This window comes from Caulobacter soli (assembly GCF_011045195.1).
Taxonomy (GTDB): Bacteria; Pseudomonadota; Alphaproteobacteria; order Caulobacterales; family Caulobacteraceae; genus Caulobacter; species Caulobacter soli.
Genome location: NZ_CP049199.1, coordinates 2390548 through 2406824, shown reverse-complemented (window position 1 = coordinate 2406824; position 16277 = coordinate 2390548). Strand labels below are relative to the sequence as shown.

General features: G+C 68.0%; 14 protein-coding genes and 1 riboswitch. Of the genes, 9 read left to right on the top strand and 5 right to left on the bottom strand.

The window, feature by feature from the left end:
- Nucleotides 1–111 precede the first annotated feature (111 nt).
- Nucleotides 112–313: riboswitch (cobalamin riboswitch) on the bottom strand.
- Between the two features lie 18 nt (nucleotides 314–331).
- Complete coding sequence (locus tag G3M62_RS11315) at nucleotides 332–898, bottom strand: histidine phosphatase family protein (RefSeq protein WP_165187067.1); 567 nt, start codon at nucleotides 896–898, stop codon at nucleotides 332–334.
- A gap of 193 nt (nucleotides 899–1091) precedes the next feature.
- On the opposite strand from G3M62_RS11315, the gene G3M62_RS11310 reads away from it, so the two are divergent.
- The 5 genes from G3M62_RS11310 to G3M62_RS11290 all read left to right on the top strand — a co-directional run bounded on the left by G3M62_RS11310 (nucleotide 1092) and on the right by G3M62_RS11290 (nucleotide 4087).
- The gene (locus G3M62_RS11310) at nucleotides 1092–1319 is read left to right on the top strand and encodes a CbtB domain-containing protein (RefSeq protein ID WP_165187066.1); all 228 of its coding nucleotides are present in this window, start codon (nucleotides 1092–1094) and stop codon (nucleotides 1317–1319) included.
- Nucleotides 1320–1337: 18 nt separating this feature from the next.
- Nucleotides 1338–2069 (top strand): CbtA family protein, encoded by a 732-nt coding sequence (locus G3M62_RS11305; protein ID WP_165187064.1) that lies wholly within the window; start codon nucleotides 1338–1340, stop codon nucleotides 2067–2069.
- Between the two features lie 140 nt (nucleotides 2070–2209).
- Nucleotides 2210–3127 carry a class I SAM-dependent methyltransferase gene (locus G3M62_RS11300; protein ID WP_165187063.1) on the top strand — a complete coding sequence of 306 codons (918 nt, stop codon included), beginning with the start codon at nucleotides 2210–2212 and terminating at the stop codon, nucleotides 3125–3127.
- Nucleotides 3124–3861 (top strand): pseudouridine synthase, encoded by a 738-nt coding sequence (locus G3M62_RS11295; RefSeq protein ID WP_165187061.1) that lies wholly within the window; start codon nucleotides 3124–3126, stop codon nucleotides 3859–3861. The genes G3M62_RS11300 and G3M62_RS11295 overlap by 4 nt, the downstream gene beginning before the upstream one ends.
- Nucleotides 3854–4087: a sulfurtransferase TusA family protein gene (locus tag G3M62_RS11290; protein ID WP_165187059.1), complete on the top strand. Its 234-nt coding sequence runs from the start codon at nucleotides 3854–3856 to the stop codon at nucleotides 4085–4087. Before G3M62_RS11295 ends, G3M62_RS11290 begins: the two co-directional genes overlap by 8 nt.
- Here the strand turns inward: G3M62_RS11290 and G3M62_RS11285 are convergent.
- Nucleotides 4059–5009 (bottom strand): YihY/virulence factor BrkB family protein, encoded by a 951-nt coding sequence (locus G3M62_RS11285; protein ID WP_165187058.1) that lies wholly within the window; start codon nucleotides 5007–5009, stop codon nucleotides 4059–4061. The genes G3M62_RS11290 and G3M62_RS11285 overlap by 29 nt on opposite strands.
- A 226-nt stretch (nucleotides 5010–5235) precedes the next feature.
- Nucleotides 5236–6363 carry a CaiB/BaiF CoA transferase family protein gene (locus G3M62_RS11280; RefSeq protein WP_165187056.1) on the bottom strand — a complete coding sequence of 376 codons (1128 nt, stop codon included), beginning with the start codon at nucleotides 6361–6363 and terminating at the stop codon, nucleotides 5236–5238.
- Between the two features lie 204 nt (nucleotides 6364–6567).
- Between G3M62_RS11280 and G3M62_RS11275 the strand changes: the two genes are divergently transcribed.
- From G3M62_RS11275 to G3M62_RS11265, 3 genes are all read left to right on the top strand, one after another.
- Nucleotides 6568–7893, top strand: coding sequence for a diguanylate cyclase domain-containing protein (locus G3M62_RS11275; RefSeq protein ID WP_165187054.1), 1326 nt, complete (start codon nucleotides 6568–6570; stop codon nucleotides 7891–7893).
- A 60-nt stretch (nucleotides 7894–7953) separates the two neighbouring features.
- Nucleotides 7954–8598 (top strand): DsbA family oxidoreductase, encoded by a 645-nt coding sequence (locus G3M62_RS11270; RefSeq protein WP_165187052.1) that lies wholly within the window; start codon nucleotides 7954–7956, stop codon nucleotides 8596–8598.
- Between the two features lie 61 nt (nucleotides 8599–8659).
- Nucleotides 8660–9181 carry a CcdC protein domain-containing protein gene (locus G3M62_RS11265; RefSeq protein ID WP_165187051.1) on the top strand — a complete coding sequence of 174 codons (522 nt, stop codon included), beginning with the start codon at nucleotides 8660–8662 and terminating at the stop codon, nucleotides 9179–9181.
- Between the two features lie 651 nt (nucleotides 9182–9832).
- Here the strand turns inward: G3M62_RS11265 and G3M62_RS11260 are convergent.
- Both G3M62_RS11260 and G3M62_RS11255 read right to left on the bottom strand, forming a co-directional pair.
- A complete protein-coding gene (locus tag G3M62_RS11260; protein ID WP_165187049.1) occupies nucleotides 9833–11686 on the bottom strand; it encodes a DUF8034 domain-containing protein in 1854 nt (617 codons plus the stop codon).
- 14 nt (nucleotides 11687–11700) lie between these two features.
- Nucleotides 11701–13035, bottom strand: a complete 1335-nt coding sequence (locus G3M62_RS11255) for an MFS transporter (RefSeq protein WP_165187047.1) — start codon at nucleotides 13033–13035, stop codon at nucleotides 11701–11703.
- Nucleotides 13036–13425: 390 nt separating this feature from the next.
- Here G3M62_RS11255 and G3M62_RS11250 point away from each other — a divergent pair, with 390 nt between their 5' ends.
- Nucleotides 13426–16248 (top strand): TonB-dependent receptor, encoded by a 2823-nt coding sequence (locus G3M62_RS11250; RefSeq protein ID WP_165187045.1) that lies wholly within the window; start codon nucleotides 13426–13428, stop codon nucleotides 16246–16248.
- Nucleotides 16249–16277 lie beyond the last annotated feature (29 nt).

The following is a 16277-nucleotide window of genomic DNA, read 5'->3' as shown; positions in this document are numbered from 1 at the left end:
CGTTTGGGCCTGCCTGTGTCAGTTCACAGGTCTGACGGGGAACGTCACGGTGCGCGGACCACGGGCGAACGCGCGGACAGCTCAGCCGCGCCAGTGCACCCCGCCCGGCCTGCATCGTATCGTTCGAAGGCCGGTCTCCTGGCTTACGCCCTTCCATCGCGGCGCCTTCCCAAGAGAAACCTCCCAGTGGCGTCATGCCGCGATGATCGTCAGGCGATCACAGTTGCGGGGGCAGCCGCGGATTGGGCGGTCAAGACCGCTGCACCGCATTCCCGGAAGCTTGCGCCTCCATGCCTTCGTGCACCGGGCGTAAGGCGCGCGCCTCTCGTGGTCAAGCGCCGTCGCCGCCCAGGCCCTGGAAGCGCCATTGCCGGTTGAAGGACAGGGTCAGCCGCGACAGCGGCGCGATGTCGATCCGGAACGCGGCCGAAGGCGGAATCTCCAGCACATGGGCCAGGGCCGCCCGCATCACCGTCTGGTGGGTAATCGCCAGGATGCGTCGGTCGCTGGCGGCTTGCGCCTCCATCCAGGCCGAAACCCGGGCCTGGACGCTGGCGAAACCCTCCCCGCCCGGAGCCCCGGCGGCCGGATCCTGGATCCAGCCCATCAGCGCCTCGGGCTCGGCGGCCTGGACGTCGACCAGGCTTCGGCCGCGCCAGGCGCCGTGATCGATATCGGCCAGGGCCGGCGCGACCGACGCCGCCAGCCCCATCGCCTGGGCGGTATCCCGGGCGACCTGGGACGGCGCGACGAAGACCGCCTCGGGCGGCGGCGTCGGCGCCAACCCCTCGGCCTTGCTCAGGCCGCCCACGTCGGCGGGTTCCTCCGGATCGGGAAAGCCCCCTTCCCGCATCGATCGGGTCGCCGCGTGGCACAGGAAGACAAGACGCGTGGCCACGGCGAACTCCGATAAATCTTGACGGCATGGGCCGATCCCACCTAGCTCGACGGCAAGCCTCGGAAGGAAGCCGGTGAAAGCCCGGCACGGTCGCGCCACTGTTATCGACGAGCGGTTTTCCGCTGTCGAGAGTCAGACCCTTCCTCGGTCGACATCAGCGCCGGGACGCGAAAATCCCGAGAGGAGCTCCAGGATGGCCACGGCCTATACGATTTCGGACGACGTCTTCATCCCGATTGACGGGGCCGGCGCCATTCCGATCAAGGACATCATCCCCTGGGCCTTGTTCGGCGTGCTGATCGCGATGATCTGCCTCTATTTCGTCAGCACCGAACAGGGCGCGGTGTCGCTGTTCAAGGGCATGTACGTCCATGAGTTCGTGCATGACGGCCGCCACCTGATGGGCTTCCCCTGCCACTAGGCGGGGATCGCACGCATCATGACTCCTCGTCTTCTCTGGCGCGGCATGCTGGCCGGCGTGCTCGCCGCCGTGCTCGTCTTCCTGTTCGCCCGCGTCTTCGCCGAACCCCAGGTCGACCTGGCCATCGCCTATGAGGCGGCGCACGAGCAGGCCGAGATGGCGTCCATGCCCGGCATGGCCCACGCCCCCGAACCCGAACTGGTCAGCCGCGGCGTCCAGAAGGGCCTTGGCCTGCTGACCGCCGTCACTCTGTATGGCGCGGCCGTCGGCGGGATCTTCGCCCTGGTGTTCGCCTACGCCTACGGCCGGCTGGCGCGGCTCAGCCCCCGGGCCCTGGCCCTGGTCCTGGCGGGCGTGGCCTTCCTGGTCATCGGCCTGGTTCCTGCCCTGAAGTATCCCGCGACGCCGCCCGCCGTCGGCCAGCACGAGACCGTCGCCCTGCGCACCCAGGCCTTCTTCCTGATGATCGGCCTGTCCGTCCTGGCGGCGGTGCTGGCTTTGAGGCTCGGCCGCCGGCTTGTCGCCCGGTTGGGAACGCTCAACGCCGGACTGGTCGCGGTCGCCGCCTATATCGTCGTGATCGCCGTCGCCCAGCTGTTCCTGCCGCCGATCAACGAGGTGCCCAAGGATTTCCCCGCCACTGTGCTGTGGGACTTCCGAGTGGCGTCGCTCGGCATGCAGGCCTTTCTGTGGGCGACGATCGGCCTGGGCTTCGGAGCCCTGGCCAAACGCGTGATCCAGCGCGGCTAAGCCTTTGCCGAGGCGGCGTCTTCGGCGTTCTGGTTGAGCCTGGTAGGGTCGTGGGCGTCCGAACGATCGTGAGGCTTGCCATGGCCGCGCGAAAGTCTACTCAGACCGCTCCACGCTCCGAGCGCCTCCGAGATCTTCCGATGACCGACACCGTCCACGCCGCCGTCTATGGCTTTCCGTCCTTCGACGTGGTCGACGTTCCCGCCGGCGCGGTCCAGGTCTCGCCGCTGGTCGTCGGCTCGATCGACCTGGCCGACCTGGCCGAAGGGTCTCTGGACGAGATCGTCATCCAAGCCCCGGCCGGCGTCGCCGAGCGGCGCTACGTCCTGGCCCGGGCCCTGCGGGCGCTGAAGGTCGAGGGCCGCCTGACGGCGCTGGCCCCCAAGGATCGGGGCGGCCTGCGCATGAACAAAGAGCTGACCGCGTTCGGCTGCGCCGTCGGCGAAAGCGCCAAGCGCCACCAGCGGATCTGTGTCGCGCTCAAGCCCGCCAACCTCGCCGGCCTGGACGCGGCCATCGCCGAAGGCGCGCCGCGCCGCCTGGATGGCGACGGTCTGTGGACCCAGCCGGGCGTGTTCAGCTGGGATCGCCTCGATCCCGGCTCGGCCCTGTTGCTGAAATCCCTGCAACCGATGAGCGGCGTCGGCGTCGACCTGGGCTGCGGCATCGGCGTGCTGGCTCACGCCGTCCTGACCTCGCCCAAGGTCACCAAGCTGACCCTGATCGACCTGGACCGCCGGGCCGTCGAGGCCGCCAAGCGCAACGTCGACGATCCCCGCGTGGAGGTCGTGCAGGCCGACGCTCGGCGCGGCGCCGACCTGGCCGCCGGCCTGGACTTCGTGGTCACCAACCCGCCGTTCCACGAGACCGGAAACGAGGACAAGAGCCTGGGACAGGCCTTCATCACCTCGGCCGCCGCCATGCTGCGCAAGGGCGGCGTGCTGTGGATCGTCGCCAACCGCCACCTGCCCTACGAGGCGGTGCTCAACGAGTCCTTCAAGAATGTCCGCCCCGTCGCCGACGCCGGCGGCTTCAAGGTCTATGAGGCCCGCAAGTGACAAAGGCGCTGATGGCGCGGCTGGATCGGCTGCTGGCCAATCTCGGCTACGGCAGCCGGCGCGACGTTCAGGCCCTGGTCTCGACGGGCAAGGTCACGCTGGACGGGGTGGCCATCAAGGACGCCGGTCAGAAGATCGCCGTCACCGCCGACCTGCCTCAGCGGATGAAGATCCGGGGCGTTGCCGTTGATCCGCCAGCGCCTCTGGTGCTGATCATGAACAAGCCGCTGGGCGTGGTCTGTTCGCACCGCGAGGATGGCGAGCGCATCTACGACCTGTTGCCCAAGCGCTGGCAGATCCGTGACCCGGCCCTGTCCAGCGTCGGGCGGCTGGACAAGGATACTTCGGGCCTGATCCTGATCACCGACGACGGCGACTTCCTGCACCGGGTGATCTCGCCCAAGCGCCACGTGCCCAAGGTCTATCGCGCCGTGCTCGATCGGCCGCTGTCTGGAAGCGAGGGCGCGGCCTTCGCCAGCGGGACCCTGATGCTGGAGGGCGAGGAAAAGCCGCTGCTACCGGCGACCCTGGAGGTGTTGGGCGAGCGCGAGGCGCGGCTGACGATCACCGAGGGGCGCTATCACCAGGTGCGCCGGATGTTCGCCGCCGTGGGCAACCACGTGGTCGGTCTGCACCGCGAGCGGATCGGCGGGATCGCCCTGCCCGACGACCTGGAGGCGGGCGAGCATCGCATCCTGACGGCGGCCCAGGCGGAGGAGGTGTTTGATGTCTGAAGAACGCCTGATGGATGCCCGGGGCCATCGCTGCCCCGTCCCGACCCTGCGTCTGCGTCGGGCGCTGGAAGAGGCTCCGCCCGGCGGCCTGGTCCGGCTGCTGGCCGACGACCCGCTGGCCCGCATCGACGTGCCGCATTTCGCCGCCAGCGCCGGCGCCACGGTCCTGGAGATCGTCGACGCCCCGAACGGCGCGATCAGTTTTCTGGTGGCGAAGGCGCCTTGAGCGGGATGGGCTTGGGGCCTTCGAGCAAGGCCCGGGGCCGTTCGTCCAGCGCGATCTCCATCTCGGTGGCCAGGGCGCCGCCGAAGAACACGGCGTTGACGCTCCAGGACAGCCAGATCAGGAAGATGATCACCGCCGAGATCGAGCCGTAGGTCGCGCCCAGATGGGCCACCTGCTCGACATAGAAGGCGCTGGCCCACGACATGAACACGCACATCACCGCCGCGGCGAAGCCGCCGGTGGTCGAGGCGCGCCAGCCGACCGGGGCGCGCGACATGGCGTAGCGATAGATCAGGGTCATGCCGAACAGCAGACCCAGGCTGGCCCAGGTCCACTCGCTCTGGATCCACGAGGCCCCGGCCAGGGGGCGCAGGTTCAGCGTGCTGGCCAGCAGGCGGAAGGTCAGGAACACGCCCGACAGCACGAACAGCAGAACGAAGGCGGAGATCAGCACCACCAGGGCCATGAAGTTGAAGCCGAGGAAGCCGCGCTGGTCCTCCTCGTCGTGAATGAAGGACAGACCGGCCAGCAAGGCCTTGAACCCCCGGTGCGCGGCGTAGAGACCGATGACCAGCACCACGGCGCTCTGGGCCGAAATGGCCTTCTCAGGCGCGTGGGCCAGACGGGCCAGTTCGCTCTGGAAGATCGGCCGGGCGCCCGAGGGCATCAGGAACGACAGCTTGTCGGCCTGGAACGCGGCCTGTTCGGGGGTCAGCAACAGGCTGAACAGGCCGATCAGAATCGCCAGGCCGGGAAACACCGCCAGCAGGATGAAGAACGACACGCCACCGACGTACAGCATCACGTCGCGGCCCCACAGGCGCTGCAGGGCCAGGCCCATGACACGGAGAATCTCGCGCGCCCAATGGATCGGATCGAGATCGAGATCCCGAAAGCGAATACGGTCCTGGGGGGATTTCATGGGCGGAAACTGGCCTCGGCGCCGCTTCGACGCAAGCGCGCCGCCGAAAAAACATCAGATTCAGACACAAAGACCCGCCGCTTCAGGGAAAGCGGCGGGCCTCCGCAGGACGAACCTGAACCGATCGCCGCATCGAGGGACGGGTGGCGCGACGGCCGGTTGCAAGATCAGGTTTAAGGCCTCGCGGCTGAACCGCACCTGAATGGCGTCGTCAGCTGAAAGTCGCTCAAAGCGCGCCCTGCTCCCTCAGCGCCGCGATCGCCTCGGCTGGAAAACCCCAGTCGCGCAGGGCGGCCTCGTTGTCGGCGCCGATCGTCGGCGGCGGGCCCTGGATCGCGCCGGGCGTGGCCGAGAAGCGCGGCGCCGGGGCCGGCTGGATGACGCCTGCCACCTCGACGAAGGTTTGGCGGGCGGCGTTGTGGGGATGAGCCGGCGCTTCGTCCATGGTCAGCACCGGGGCGAAGCAGACGTCGGTGCCGTCCATCAGCGCGCACCAGTCGTCGCGAGTCTTGGTGGCGATCACCGCCGCCAGCTTGTCGTGCAGCTCCGGCCAGTCCTCGCGGCTCATCTGGTGCTGGAACTGCGGGTCGGTGATCCCCGTCTTTTCAAGCAGCAACAGATAGAACTGCGGCTCGATCGAACCGATCGAAATCCATTTGCCGTCGGAGCATCGGTAGGTGTCGTAGAAGTGCGCCCCGCCGTCGAGCATGTTGGCCCGCCGCCCCTCGCCCCACAGTCCGCCGGCCTTGAAGCCGTAGAACATGGCCATCAGCGAGGCCGCGCCGTCGCTCATGGCGCAGTCGATCACCTGGCCTTGGCCCGTGGCCCGGGCATGGATCACGCCCGCCAGCAGGCCAAAGGCCAGATAGAGCGCCCCGCCGCCGAAATCGCCGACCAGGTTCAGCGGCGGCACGGGCTTGTCCGCCGTGCCGATCGCCGCCAGGGCGCCGGTGATGGCGATGTAGTTCATGTCGTGGCCGGCGGCCTTGGCAAAGGGACCGGTCTGGCCCCAGCCGGTCATTCGGCCGTAGACCAGCTCGGGATTGCGGATCAGGGCGACGTCGGGACCCAGGCCCAGCCGTTCCATGACGCCAGGGCGGAAGCCCTCGATCAGGGCGTCAGCCCCTTCCATCAGCGTCAGGCAGGTCTCGACCGCGGCCGGCGACTTCAGGTCCAGCGCCACCGAGCGGCGGCCCCGGGCCGTGACGTCGGCTGGCGAACTGCGGCTGGCGCCCTTGCGGTCGATCCGCACGACGTCGGCCCCGAGGTCCGACAGCAGCATGCCGCAGAACGGCCCGGGGCCGATCCCGGCGAACTCCAGCACCTTCAGGCCAGACAGCGGTCCCTGGGCCATGACGTTTCTCCCCGCCGACTCTCGCGGCTTTCCTGGAGCCACTAGAACGACCCTGCCCCTCGGTCAGGCAAGAGCGTTTTGTCTGTTCACAGGCCTGCGGCGATGCGCACCTATGAGGCCGCCCGGCCTCTGCTATGTTGCAGCGTCGAATCTCGACGACGCCACGTCGTCGAGCGATGCCGGTATCCGGGGCGGAGGCTTGAGTTGGCGGTGAACGCCCGAATCCTGATCGTGGCGCGCGACGATGCTCGCGCCGGGCCGCTGTCCGAAGGGCTCGACAAGCTCGGCTGGCGGACCATCACCGCGCGTGGCCCCTACGCCGCCCTCGCCGCCCTGGGCGACCTCAATATCGAAGCCGTGATCGTCGACCTGGAGAGCGCCGGTCCCGACGCCCACTCGCTGTCGCGCCGCCTGAAGGCCGCCGTGACCCCGCGCCGTCTGCCAGTGATCGCCATCGGCGAACCGGGGACCGAGGCCAATCACCAGGCCTTCGACCTGACGCTGTCGCCGCCGCTGCACCCCAGCCAAGCCGTGCTGCGCCTGGAGAGCCTGGTCCGCACGGCCATCGCCGAGGAGGAGTTCGAGCTCCGCCTGGCCACCTTCGGCGATCGCGGCCGTCGCCTGGACCTGCCCGAACCCCAGGCCGAGCCCTTCCGCATCCTCGCGATCGGCGAGCCGGCGCCGCAGTTCCTGGCCCTGTCCAACGCCCTGACCCGCAGCGGAGCCGACGTGGTCGGCGCCTTCACCGCCTATACGGCCTTCGACTATCTGCACGAGCGCGCCTTCGACGCCGTGGTCCTGTGGGCCGGCGACAACCAGCAGGAAGCCCTGTCGATCGCGGCCGGCATGCGCCGCAACACCCGGCTCTTCCACATCCCGGCCCTGCTGTATCTGAAGGCCGAGAGCTATGTGACCATGTCGGAGGCCTTCCATCGCGGCGTGTCCGACGTCGCCTCGCCGGAAACCGCCGAGATCGAGACCGCCAAGCGGGTCATCGAACTGGCCCGCAACTATCGCCGTGGCGAGTCCATTCGCGGCGCGCTGGAGAAGGCCCGCAGCTCGGGCCTGATGGACGCCGCCACCGGCCTGTTCACCCGCGACCTGTTCGCCGCCCACCTGGTGCGACTGGCCGGCGCGGCCCGCGAACGGGCCCGTCCGTTGTCGATCTGCGTGCTGCGCGTCGCCGACAAGCCCGACACCGTCTGGGCTCGCAAGAACGGCTGGCTGGACCGCGCCATTCCGCAGATCGGCTCGATGGTCGGCCGCCTGGTGCGGGTGGAAGACACCGCCGCCCGCCTGGCGCCCGAGGTCTTCGCCCTGGCCCTGCCCGCGACCAACGCCGCCGCCGGCCGCGCCGCCGCCGAGCGTATCGCCGCGGTGATCGGCTGCACGGCGTTCGACGCCGGCGACGACCGCCCGCCGTTCGTCTGCGAGTTCGACATCGGCGTGGCCCAGATCGAGGCCGGCGAGAGCGCCGTCCATGCTCTGGAACGGGCGGCGGCCCAGGCCCTGCAACGCCACTCCGCCTAGCAAGGCTTGTCGCGAGGGCGTCAGCGCCTTACCTCCGGCGGGCTTATTTAGGAGACCGCCATGGGCCAGCCCCTGCTTATCGACCTCGTCGCCGACGTCGTCTGTCCCTGGTGCTATCTGGGCTGGCGGCGGGTGAAGTCGGCCGTGGCGCTGCGGCCCGACGTCGAGCCCCTGATCGTCTGGCGGCCCTATCAGCTGGACCCGACCCTTCCCGAGCAAGGCGTCGACCGCAAAGCCTATATGGCGGGCAAGTTCAAGGACGCCCTGAAGCTGAAGGCGGTGCACACCGCCCTGGTCGAGGCCGGCGCGGAAGAAGGCATCGTGTTCGATTTCGACGCCATCGACCTTGCGCCCAACACCAGCGCCGCCCACCGCCTGATCCGCTGGGCGCACGGCGCGGGCAAGCAGGACGCCGTGGTCGAGGAGCTGTTCGCCGCCTATTTCACCCAAGGCCGCGACATCGGCGATCCCATGGTCCTGGCCGACATCGGCGAGGCGGCGGGCATGGATCCGGTGGTGATCCTGCGCCTGCTGTCGGAAGGCGCCGACAAGGAGGCGATCGCCCGTGAGCACGCCATGGCGGTCCAGGGCGGGATCACCGGCGTGCCGTTCGCGATCTTCGGCGGCAAGCTGGCGGTCGTCGGGGCTGAAAGCCCGGAAAACATAGCCCAGGCCATCGACAAGGCGCTTGAACAGGCGGCCTGACGCGGCCAATCCTTGCCTTTGGGGCAGCCGCGGGCGTCGCGGCCAGTAGACGGGGCGTTCGATGAGCCAATCCAATATCCAGATGGCGATCACGGTCGCCGTCGTCGCCGTGGTGTTCGCGCTGCGCTTTCGGAACCTGAACCGCGAGCGCCGGCTGAAGCTGGAGCTGATGTGGATCCTGCCGGTCGTCCTGGTGGCGGCCATGGTCGCGGCCCTGGTGCAGTTTCCGCCGCGCGGCCTGGACTGGGCCTGGCTGGCGGCGGTGCTGGCGATCGGCTCGGTCATCGGCTGGTGGCGCGGCAAGCTGATCCCGATTGCCATCGATCCGGAAACCCATCTGCTGAACACCAAGCCGTCGCCGGCCGCGATCCTGTTCCTGCTGGGTCTGTTCGTCGTCCGCTTCGCCCTGCGCGCCCTGCTGGAGAGCGAGGCCTCGGCCTGGCACATCAACGCGGTGCTGATCACCGACGGCTTCATCGTGCTGGGCGTGGGCCTGCTGGCCGTGTCGCGCATCGAGATGGCCTTGCGGGCCTGGGGGCTGCTGCGCGAGGCGCGAGCGGCCAGGGCGCAGCTGGCGGCCTGAGCAGACCCCGCACCGCCTGCTTGCCCCCTACGGACCGCTTCGCGGTCGTCTTCCCCCACAGGGGGAAGAGGTGCGGTGCGGCCTCCTCCGCCCCCTATGGGGGCGGACAGGCGGCGAAGCCGTCAGGTGGGGGCAAGTGGGTGTGATCTCACGCCAAAGGCCATGAGTTGGTGGGAAGGGTGCGAAGCGCCCGGGCCTCGCCCGGATGATTTGCAGTTTTGAGTACCGTTTCGACGAAGTGCAGGCGCTTCGCGTGGAACCGTTCTCCAGAAGCCTTCGGATCGCGGATTTTTAACCCGCTCCGATGGAGGCCCCCGACGGGCAGGACGTTGGCGCGTCCCGGACCGCCTAGGCGATTTCAGCCCAGGCCTGCTGCGATCACCGACCACCAAGGCGCCGAGGCTTCGGCCCCTTGCATCGGAGCGCCTGCCTCGAACCAACCCTGGCGTCCACCTAAGGACCACCGGCGAGCGCTTCCCGCTCGACCACCCCTGAAAGCCGCATCGGTCGCCGTACGTGCGCCCTCCCCATGCCTTCAGGTGCAAGCATTATGAGGGCGGTTTGAAGGAGTGAGCATGGACTGGAGTCGAGAAAGTTCAGGACGTTGAAATCGCTGAACTTCAGTCTCTATCCTCCGGGGATAGACGCCCCCTAGGCCCGATCCCACGGAAAGCTCAGCGTCGGCGCGTTGACGTGGCGCTTCATCTTCAGCGTCAGCCGCGCCCCCGCCCCGGCCGCCAGCCGCACGGTGAAGGCCGAGGCGTTCACCGCCGCCGGCGCGCCACCGTCGGTCGCCACGCTCAGCACCTGGTGCTCGCCATAGCCGCCGCCCTGCACGGTCACCGTCCGCGCCTGGACCGGATTGGTGTTGACCAGGGTCACGGTCGCGCCGTCGTCGCCCAGCGTCTCGACCAGGGCCGCGACGTCCTCGGGCACGCCGGCCCGGCGGCGTTCGGGATCGAAATAGCGCAGGCGGGCGTACAGCAGCGCCCCGCCCTGGGCCGGCGAGGTCGGCGACCATGGCGGCCGGGCGATATGGATGCCGCCCTGCATCAAATGGATCAGGGCGTTGACGCTGGCCGGATTGATGTCCAGCGCCGCGTCGGCCAGGCGAGTGTCGGGCGTGGAGTGGTCGTCGCGCTGGGCCTGGGCCTTGGCCCGCACCTGCTCCAAGTCCTTGCGCAGGATCTTGGCCGGGAAAGCCGGATCCTTGCCGTCCAGATAGGTCAGCCACGGATGCTCGGCGGCCCGCGCCCGGTCCGAGGCCTTCATCGACAGGTACCAGATCTCCAGCCCGTTCACCCGGTAGTCGCCCGGCGCATAGCCGTACCAGCCCTTGTCGCCGTACATGCGCGGGGTCGAGACCTTGCCGTCGATCGTCTTCTTCTGGGCGTTGATCACGTCGGCCTGCTTGCGCCAGACGTCCAGATACTTGTCGTCGCCGGTCAGCAGATAGGCGTTCATGAAGCCGACGATGGCGCGCGGCACGCGGTTGCGGTCCTCGCGCTTGCCGGTCTGGGGCACCAGCGGGCTGAAGCCCCAGCCATAAACCCCGCCCCACCACTTGCCGTCGGTCGCGCCGCCGATCTTGCCGTCCAGGCCGATATTGCTGGGCAACACGCCGCCGTTGGCGCGAGCCCGCTCGACCCAGGCGTCGACATAGCCCAGCAGCCAGTCGCGGTACTTGGGCTCGTGGTCCAGCATATAGGCGTTGAGCACCAGGCTGGTGGACTGCAGGTTCAGCGGCCCGTCGCCGATGACGTCGGTATATTCGTCGTAGTGATGCAGCGTCTCTTCGTACGTGCTCTCGCCGTGCTCCATGAAGAAGCCCTTCGGGTCGAAGCGATCACCGGCCCAGTCCAGCGGCGTGGCCTTGCGCAGCATGGGACCCCGGCTGCCGGTGATCATGCTGCGGATGATCCTGTGCTCGGGATCGTAGTTCGGCGCGCCTGGATCCTCGTTCATGTAGAAGCCGGAGAAGCGCTTGACCCGGTCGCGGTAGCGGGCGTCGTACGGGTCCGACAGCCCCAGCAGGTTGAACACCGACAGCCCCTCGGACAGGTGCTGCCAGTCGGTCATGACCGGGAATTCCTTGTAGTACATGCCCTCGCGCGCGAACGGCACCTCGACCGTCCTGGCCAGGGTGTACTGGCGCACATTGCCCTCATAGGCCTTCTTGGACAGTTCCAGGAACCGCTCGCTTCCGCCCAGGGCGTGCAGGTGGGGCCAGTCGTTGACGTTCTCAATGGCGTCGTCAGGGCCGTCGTTGGCGCCCCAGCGCTCGACCGCCAGCAGGAAGCCGCGATCGTCGAAATAGCGCGCGAAGAAGGCCTCGCAGGCCTCGGCATTGGCCTTGAGCAGCTCACGCTCCAGCAGCGCCCATTCGGGCGGCGCCATCGGGGTTCGGATCTCGACAGCGGCGGGCGCGGCGGCCAGCACGGGCGAGGCGACGCTCGCCAGCAACAGGGCCGAGGCGGTGCGCAGGAAACGGCGGCGGCTGGTCATCGATACGCTCCTACTCACGCCGCCGGTTTCAGGACCAGGCGCTGGATCTTGCCGACGACCAGGAAGTAGGCGGCGATGGTGATCAGGCAGTGGACGCCGACGAAGACCAGGGCCCCGTCGAACGAGCCGGTGCCCTTGACGATGTAGCCGATGACGATCGGGGTCACGATGCCGGCGATGTTGCCGAAGGTGTTGAAGATCGCCCCGGTCACGCCGGCCATCTCCTTTGGCGAGGTGTCGGCCACCACCGCCCAGCCCAGCGAGGCCACGCCCTTGCCGAAGAAGGCCACGGCCATGATCGTGATCACCAGCCACTCCTGGTCGACGTAGTTGCAGGCGATGATCATCGAGGCCAGCAGCATGCCGATCAGCAGCGGGGCCTTGCGGGCGATGTCCAGCGAGCCGGTCTTCTTGAGTAGGCGATCGGAGATGATCCCGCCCAGCAGGCCGCCGACGAAGCCGCACAGGGCCGGCGCCGCGGCGGTGAAGCCAGCATGCATGATCGACAGTCCACGCTCCTTGACCAGATAGATCGGGAACCAGGTGACGAAGAAGTAGGTCAGCACGTTGATGCAATACTGGCCCAGATAGACGCCGATCAGCATGCGGCTGGTCAGCACCTGCTTGACGTTATGCCAGGTGAAGGCCGCGCCGTTGCTGGCGACCTTGTCCTCCATCCGCACCAGGCCGCCGCCCGCTTCGATATAGTCGTACTCGGCCTTGTTGATCGCGGGGTGATGGGTCGGGGCATGGACCAGCTTGACGAAGATGATCGCCGCCAAGACGCCCACCGCGCCCATCACGAAGAAGACCGAGCGCCAGCCGAAGGCGTGGGCCAGCCAGCCCATCAGCGGCGCGAAGGCGACCAGGGCGAAGTACTGGGCGGCGTTGAAGATCGCCGAGGCCGTGCCGCGCTCGGATCCCGGGAACCAGGCGGCGACGATGCGCGAATTGGCGGGGAACGACGGCGCCTCGGCCAGGCCGACCATGAAGCGCATGGCGAACAGGGCGACCGCCGCGGCCAGGCCCGTGAAGACGCCCGCCAAGCCCTGGATGGCGGTGAAGATCGACCAGATCACCAGGGCCAAGGTGTAGATGGTCTTGGAGCCGAAACGGTCCAGCAGCGCCCCGCCGGGCACCTGGCCGATCACATAGGCCCAGGCGAAGGCCGACAGGATGTAGCCCATGGCCACCGGGTCCAGGCCCAGTTCCTTGGACGCCGACTGCCCGGCGATCGAGAAGGTGGCGCGGTCGGCGTAATTGATGGTGGTGATGATGAACAGCAGCAGGATGATCAGCCAGCGGACGCGTGTCCTCTTGGCGGCGCCGTCGGCGGTCTGCGCGGTCATCGCGTCCCTTCCCAATATTCTTGTTCTTGTCGCCGCCCGGTGGACCGAGTCGCGCGCCCCGATGCCGGGGTCTGAGAAAACGAGGCTAGAGAGGGCGAGCGCCGGGGTCTAAGTCAAATCGCCTATCGAGTGATCCAAGCCTGACATCGATAGCGGCGATCACGACCGGCTCGCGGGGCGAGAAAGCCCCGGCGAACCGCGCGATCACGGCGGAATTGGCCGTTTTCACCCGAGCTGGGCGACGATCGGTGCAGATCCGGCATTGGTCGATGCCCGATTAGGATTGGCCCCCGGGACGGCGTGGCTTCAATCTTTTTCCACGATGCAAGGGGTCGCCAGATCGGCCCCAGAGAAAACGACCCGCCAACCGCGGGCATGGGAGGGAACACTATGTCGCTTCGACCGTCACAACGCTTGCGGACCATTCTGCGCTACGGCGCGTCCAGCCTGGCTGTCACCTTGGCCGTGGCCGCCTCGGGCGTCGCCCACGCCCAGGACGCCACGCCTCCGGCCCCCGCGGGTCAGGCCGTCGAGCCCGACAACGCCGTCGAGGCCGTGGTCGTCACCGGCTTCCGCGCCAGCCTGGCCAGCGCCATCAACATCAAGCGCAACGCCTCGGGCGTCGTCGACGCCATCAAGGCCGAGGACATCGCCCAGTTCCCCGACCTGAACCTGGCCGAGTCGCTGCAACGCATCCCCGGCGTCTCGATCTCGCGGATCAACGGCGAAGGCCGGCAGATCACCGTCCGCGGCCTGGGTTCGGACTACACCCGCGTGCGCATCAACGGCATGGAGGCCATCTCCACCACCGGCGGCACCGCCAACAGCGGCGGCACCAATCGCGGTCGCGGCTTTGACTTCAACGTCTTCGCCTCGGATCTCTTCAACAGCATCGCGGTGCGCAAGACCGCCTCGGCCGACGTCGAGGAAGGCTCGTTGGGCGCGACGGTCGACCTGACCACCTCGCGCGCCTTCGACAGCGGTAAGCCGCAGCTCGTGCTGTCGGCGGGCGGCAGCTACAACGACCTGTCCGAAAAGACGACGCCGCGCGTCTCGGCCCTGGCCAGCCGCACCTTCTTCGACGGCAAGCTGGGCGTCCTGCTCTCGGCCGCCTACGAAGAGCGCCACCTGAAGGAAGAAGGCGCCAACATCACTCGCTGGGCCGTCGGCGGCAGCAACGGCGGCTTCAACGCGGCTTCGACGGTGCCCGGTTACACGATCGCCCAGATCAACAACACCGACGCCAACACCGGCATCTTCGTCCCACGCATCCCGGCCTATGTCAGCTACGACATCGACAACAAGCGCCTGGGCCTGGCCGGTTCGATCCAATACAAGCCGGACGCGAACACCGAGATCACGCTGGACGCGCTGTACGCCTATCTGGCGGGCAAGCGTAAGGAAGCCCAGCTGCAGGCCATCGGCCTGTCGCGCGCCGGCACCGGCAAGCCCCAGACGATCATCCGCGACGGCGTCGTCCAGGGCAACGATCTGGTCTACGCCCGGATGGACAATGTCGATCTGCGCACCCAGTCGGCCTATGACGAGCTGAACACCGAGTTCAAGCAGTTCACCCTGTCGGCCAATCACAACTTCGGCGACCGCCTGGTCGTCGGCGCCCTGGCCGGCTACGCGGACTCGACCTTCACCCAGCCGGTCTCGACGATCGTCACCTTCGACCGGGCCAATAGCCAGAACTACACCTACGACTTCCGCAAGGGTCGCGCGCCGCAGATCCTGTTGGGCTTCGACGCCACTGATCCGGCCAACTGGTCGGCGATCAACGGCACATCGGAAGTGCGTCTCCGCCCGACCTTCGTCGAAAACCAGTTCTCCACCGCCAAGATCTACGGCGAGTGGGAAGCCAACCAGAACCTGAAGATCAAGACCGGCGTCGACTGGCGCAAGTTCGAGTACGACAGCTACGGCCTCTATCGGACCAGCGAGACGGTCAGCCAGACCCTGACCCCGGCCCAGCTGGCCTCGGTGTCCAAGGTGTATGGCGGCTTCGGCAAGGGCCTGGGGATGCCGGCCGGCAACGCCACCGCCTGGCTGGTGCCCGACATCGACAAGTACGCCGCCCTGCTGAACATCTACAGCAACACCGGCATCTACGCCCTGACCGGCACCAACAACACCTCGGCTCGCGGCCAGTACGGCGCGGTCGAGGAGGATGACACCGGCGCCTATGTCCAGGCCGAGTTCCGCTTCCAGGCGCTGGGCCTGCCCTTCCGGGGCGACGCCGGCGTGCGCCGCGTCCACACCGAGCAGGAGTCGGCCGGCTACGCCGCCGTCGCCGGCGCGATCCAGCGTGTCGACGTCAAGCGCGACTACGACCTGACCCTGCCCTCGTTTAACCTGGCGGCCGACGTCAGCGACACCGTCGTGGCCCGCTTCAGCGCCGCCAAGACCGTCGCGCGTCCGGGCATCGGTTCGCTGGCTCCCGGCGGCGACGTCGCGGTGCAGGGCGCCAACCGATCCTACAGCTCGGGCAACCCGTTCCTGAAGCCGACCCAGTCCAAGAACATCGACGTCTCGCTGGAATGGTATCCGTCGTCGGGCACGATGTTCGCCGCGGGCTTCTTCTACAAGAAGATCGACACCTTCGTCGCCACCCAGACCCAACAGCTGGTGTACAATACCCTGGGCCTGCCGGACTCGCTGCTCGTCGGGACCACCGCCACGCCGGACATGGTGTTCCAGGTCTCCAAGCCGCTGAACACCAAGGGCGGCGATCTGAAGGGCTTCGAGCTGAACCTCCAGCAGCCCTTCACGTTCCTGCCGGGCTGGATGAGCCACTTCGGCGTGATCGCCAACTACACCTATGTCTCGTCCAAGATCGAATACCCCACCACGCAGGCGACGGGCGGGCCGGTCGTGATCGACGACCTGATCGGTCTGTCGAAGAACGCCGCCAACGCGACGCTCTACTACGAGACCGACAAGTGGAGCGTGCGGGGTTCGCTGGCCTATCGCGGCGGCTACCTGACCCAGGTTCCGGGCAGCGACGGCAACACCGTCCAGGGCACCAACGAGACCCTGAACGTCGACATGCAGGCCAGCTGGAACATCCGGCCGAACCTCAAGCTCAGCGTCGAGGGCGTGAACCTGACCGACGAGTTCAACGACCAGTACGTCGGCGATAGCAACCGCCTGAACGTCTACACCCACAGCGGCCGCCAGTTCATCGTGGGCCTGCGCTACAACTTCTGAGGCGGCTCCTTCTCCCCGAAATACGCCTC

Bases quoted from the DNA above. Each gene is read 5' to 3' on its own strand.
- G3M62_RS11310 (WP_165187066.1), top strand. From the start codon at position 1,092: ATGGCCACGGCCTATACGATTTCGGACGACGTCTTCATCCCGATTGAC.
- G3M62_RS11305 (WP_165187064.1), top strand. From the start codon at position 1,338: ATGACTCCTCGTCTTCTCTGGCGCGGCATGCTGGCCGGCGTGCTCGCC.
- G3M62_RS11300 (WP_165187063.1), top strand. From the start codon at position 2,210: ATGACCGACACCGTCCACGCCGCCGTCTATGGCTTTCCGTCCTTCGAC.
- G3M62_RS11290 (WP_165187059.1), top strand. From the start codon at position 3,854: ATGTCTGAAGAACGCCTGATGGATGCCCGGGGCCATCGCTGCCCCGTC.
- G3M62_RS11285 (WP_165187058.1), bottom strand. From the start codon at position 5,009: ATGAAATCCCCCCAGGACCGTATTCGCTTTCGGGATCTCGATCTCGAT.
- G3M62_RS11280 (WP_165187056.1), bottom strand. From the start codon at position 6,363: ATGGCCCAGGGACCGCTGTCTGGCCTGAAGGTGCTGGAGTTCGCCGGG.
- G3M62_RS11270 (WP_165187052.1), top strand. From the start codon at position 7,954: ATGGGCCAGCCCCTGCTTATCGACCTCGTCGCCGACGTCGTCTGTCCC.
- G3M62_RS11265 (WP_165187051.1), top strand. From the start codon at position 8,660: ATGAGCCAATCCAATATCCAGATGGCGATCACGGTCGCCGTCGTCGCC.
- G3M62_RS11260 (WP_165187049.1), bottom strand. From the start codon at position 11,686: ATGACCAGCCGCCGCCGTTTCCTGCGCACCGCCTCGGCCCTGTTGCTG.
- G3M62_RS11255 (WP_165187047.1), bottom strand. From the start codon at position 13,035: ATGACCGCGCAGACCGCCGACGGCGCCGCCAAGAGGACACGCGTCCGC.
- G3M62_RS11250 (WP_165187045.1), top strand. From the start codon at position 13,426: ATGTCGCTTCGACCGTCACAACGCTTGCGGACCATTCTGCGCTACGGC.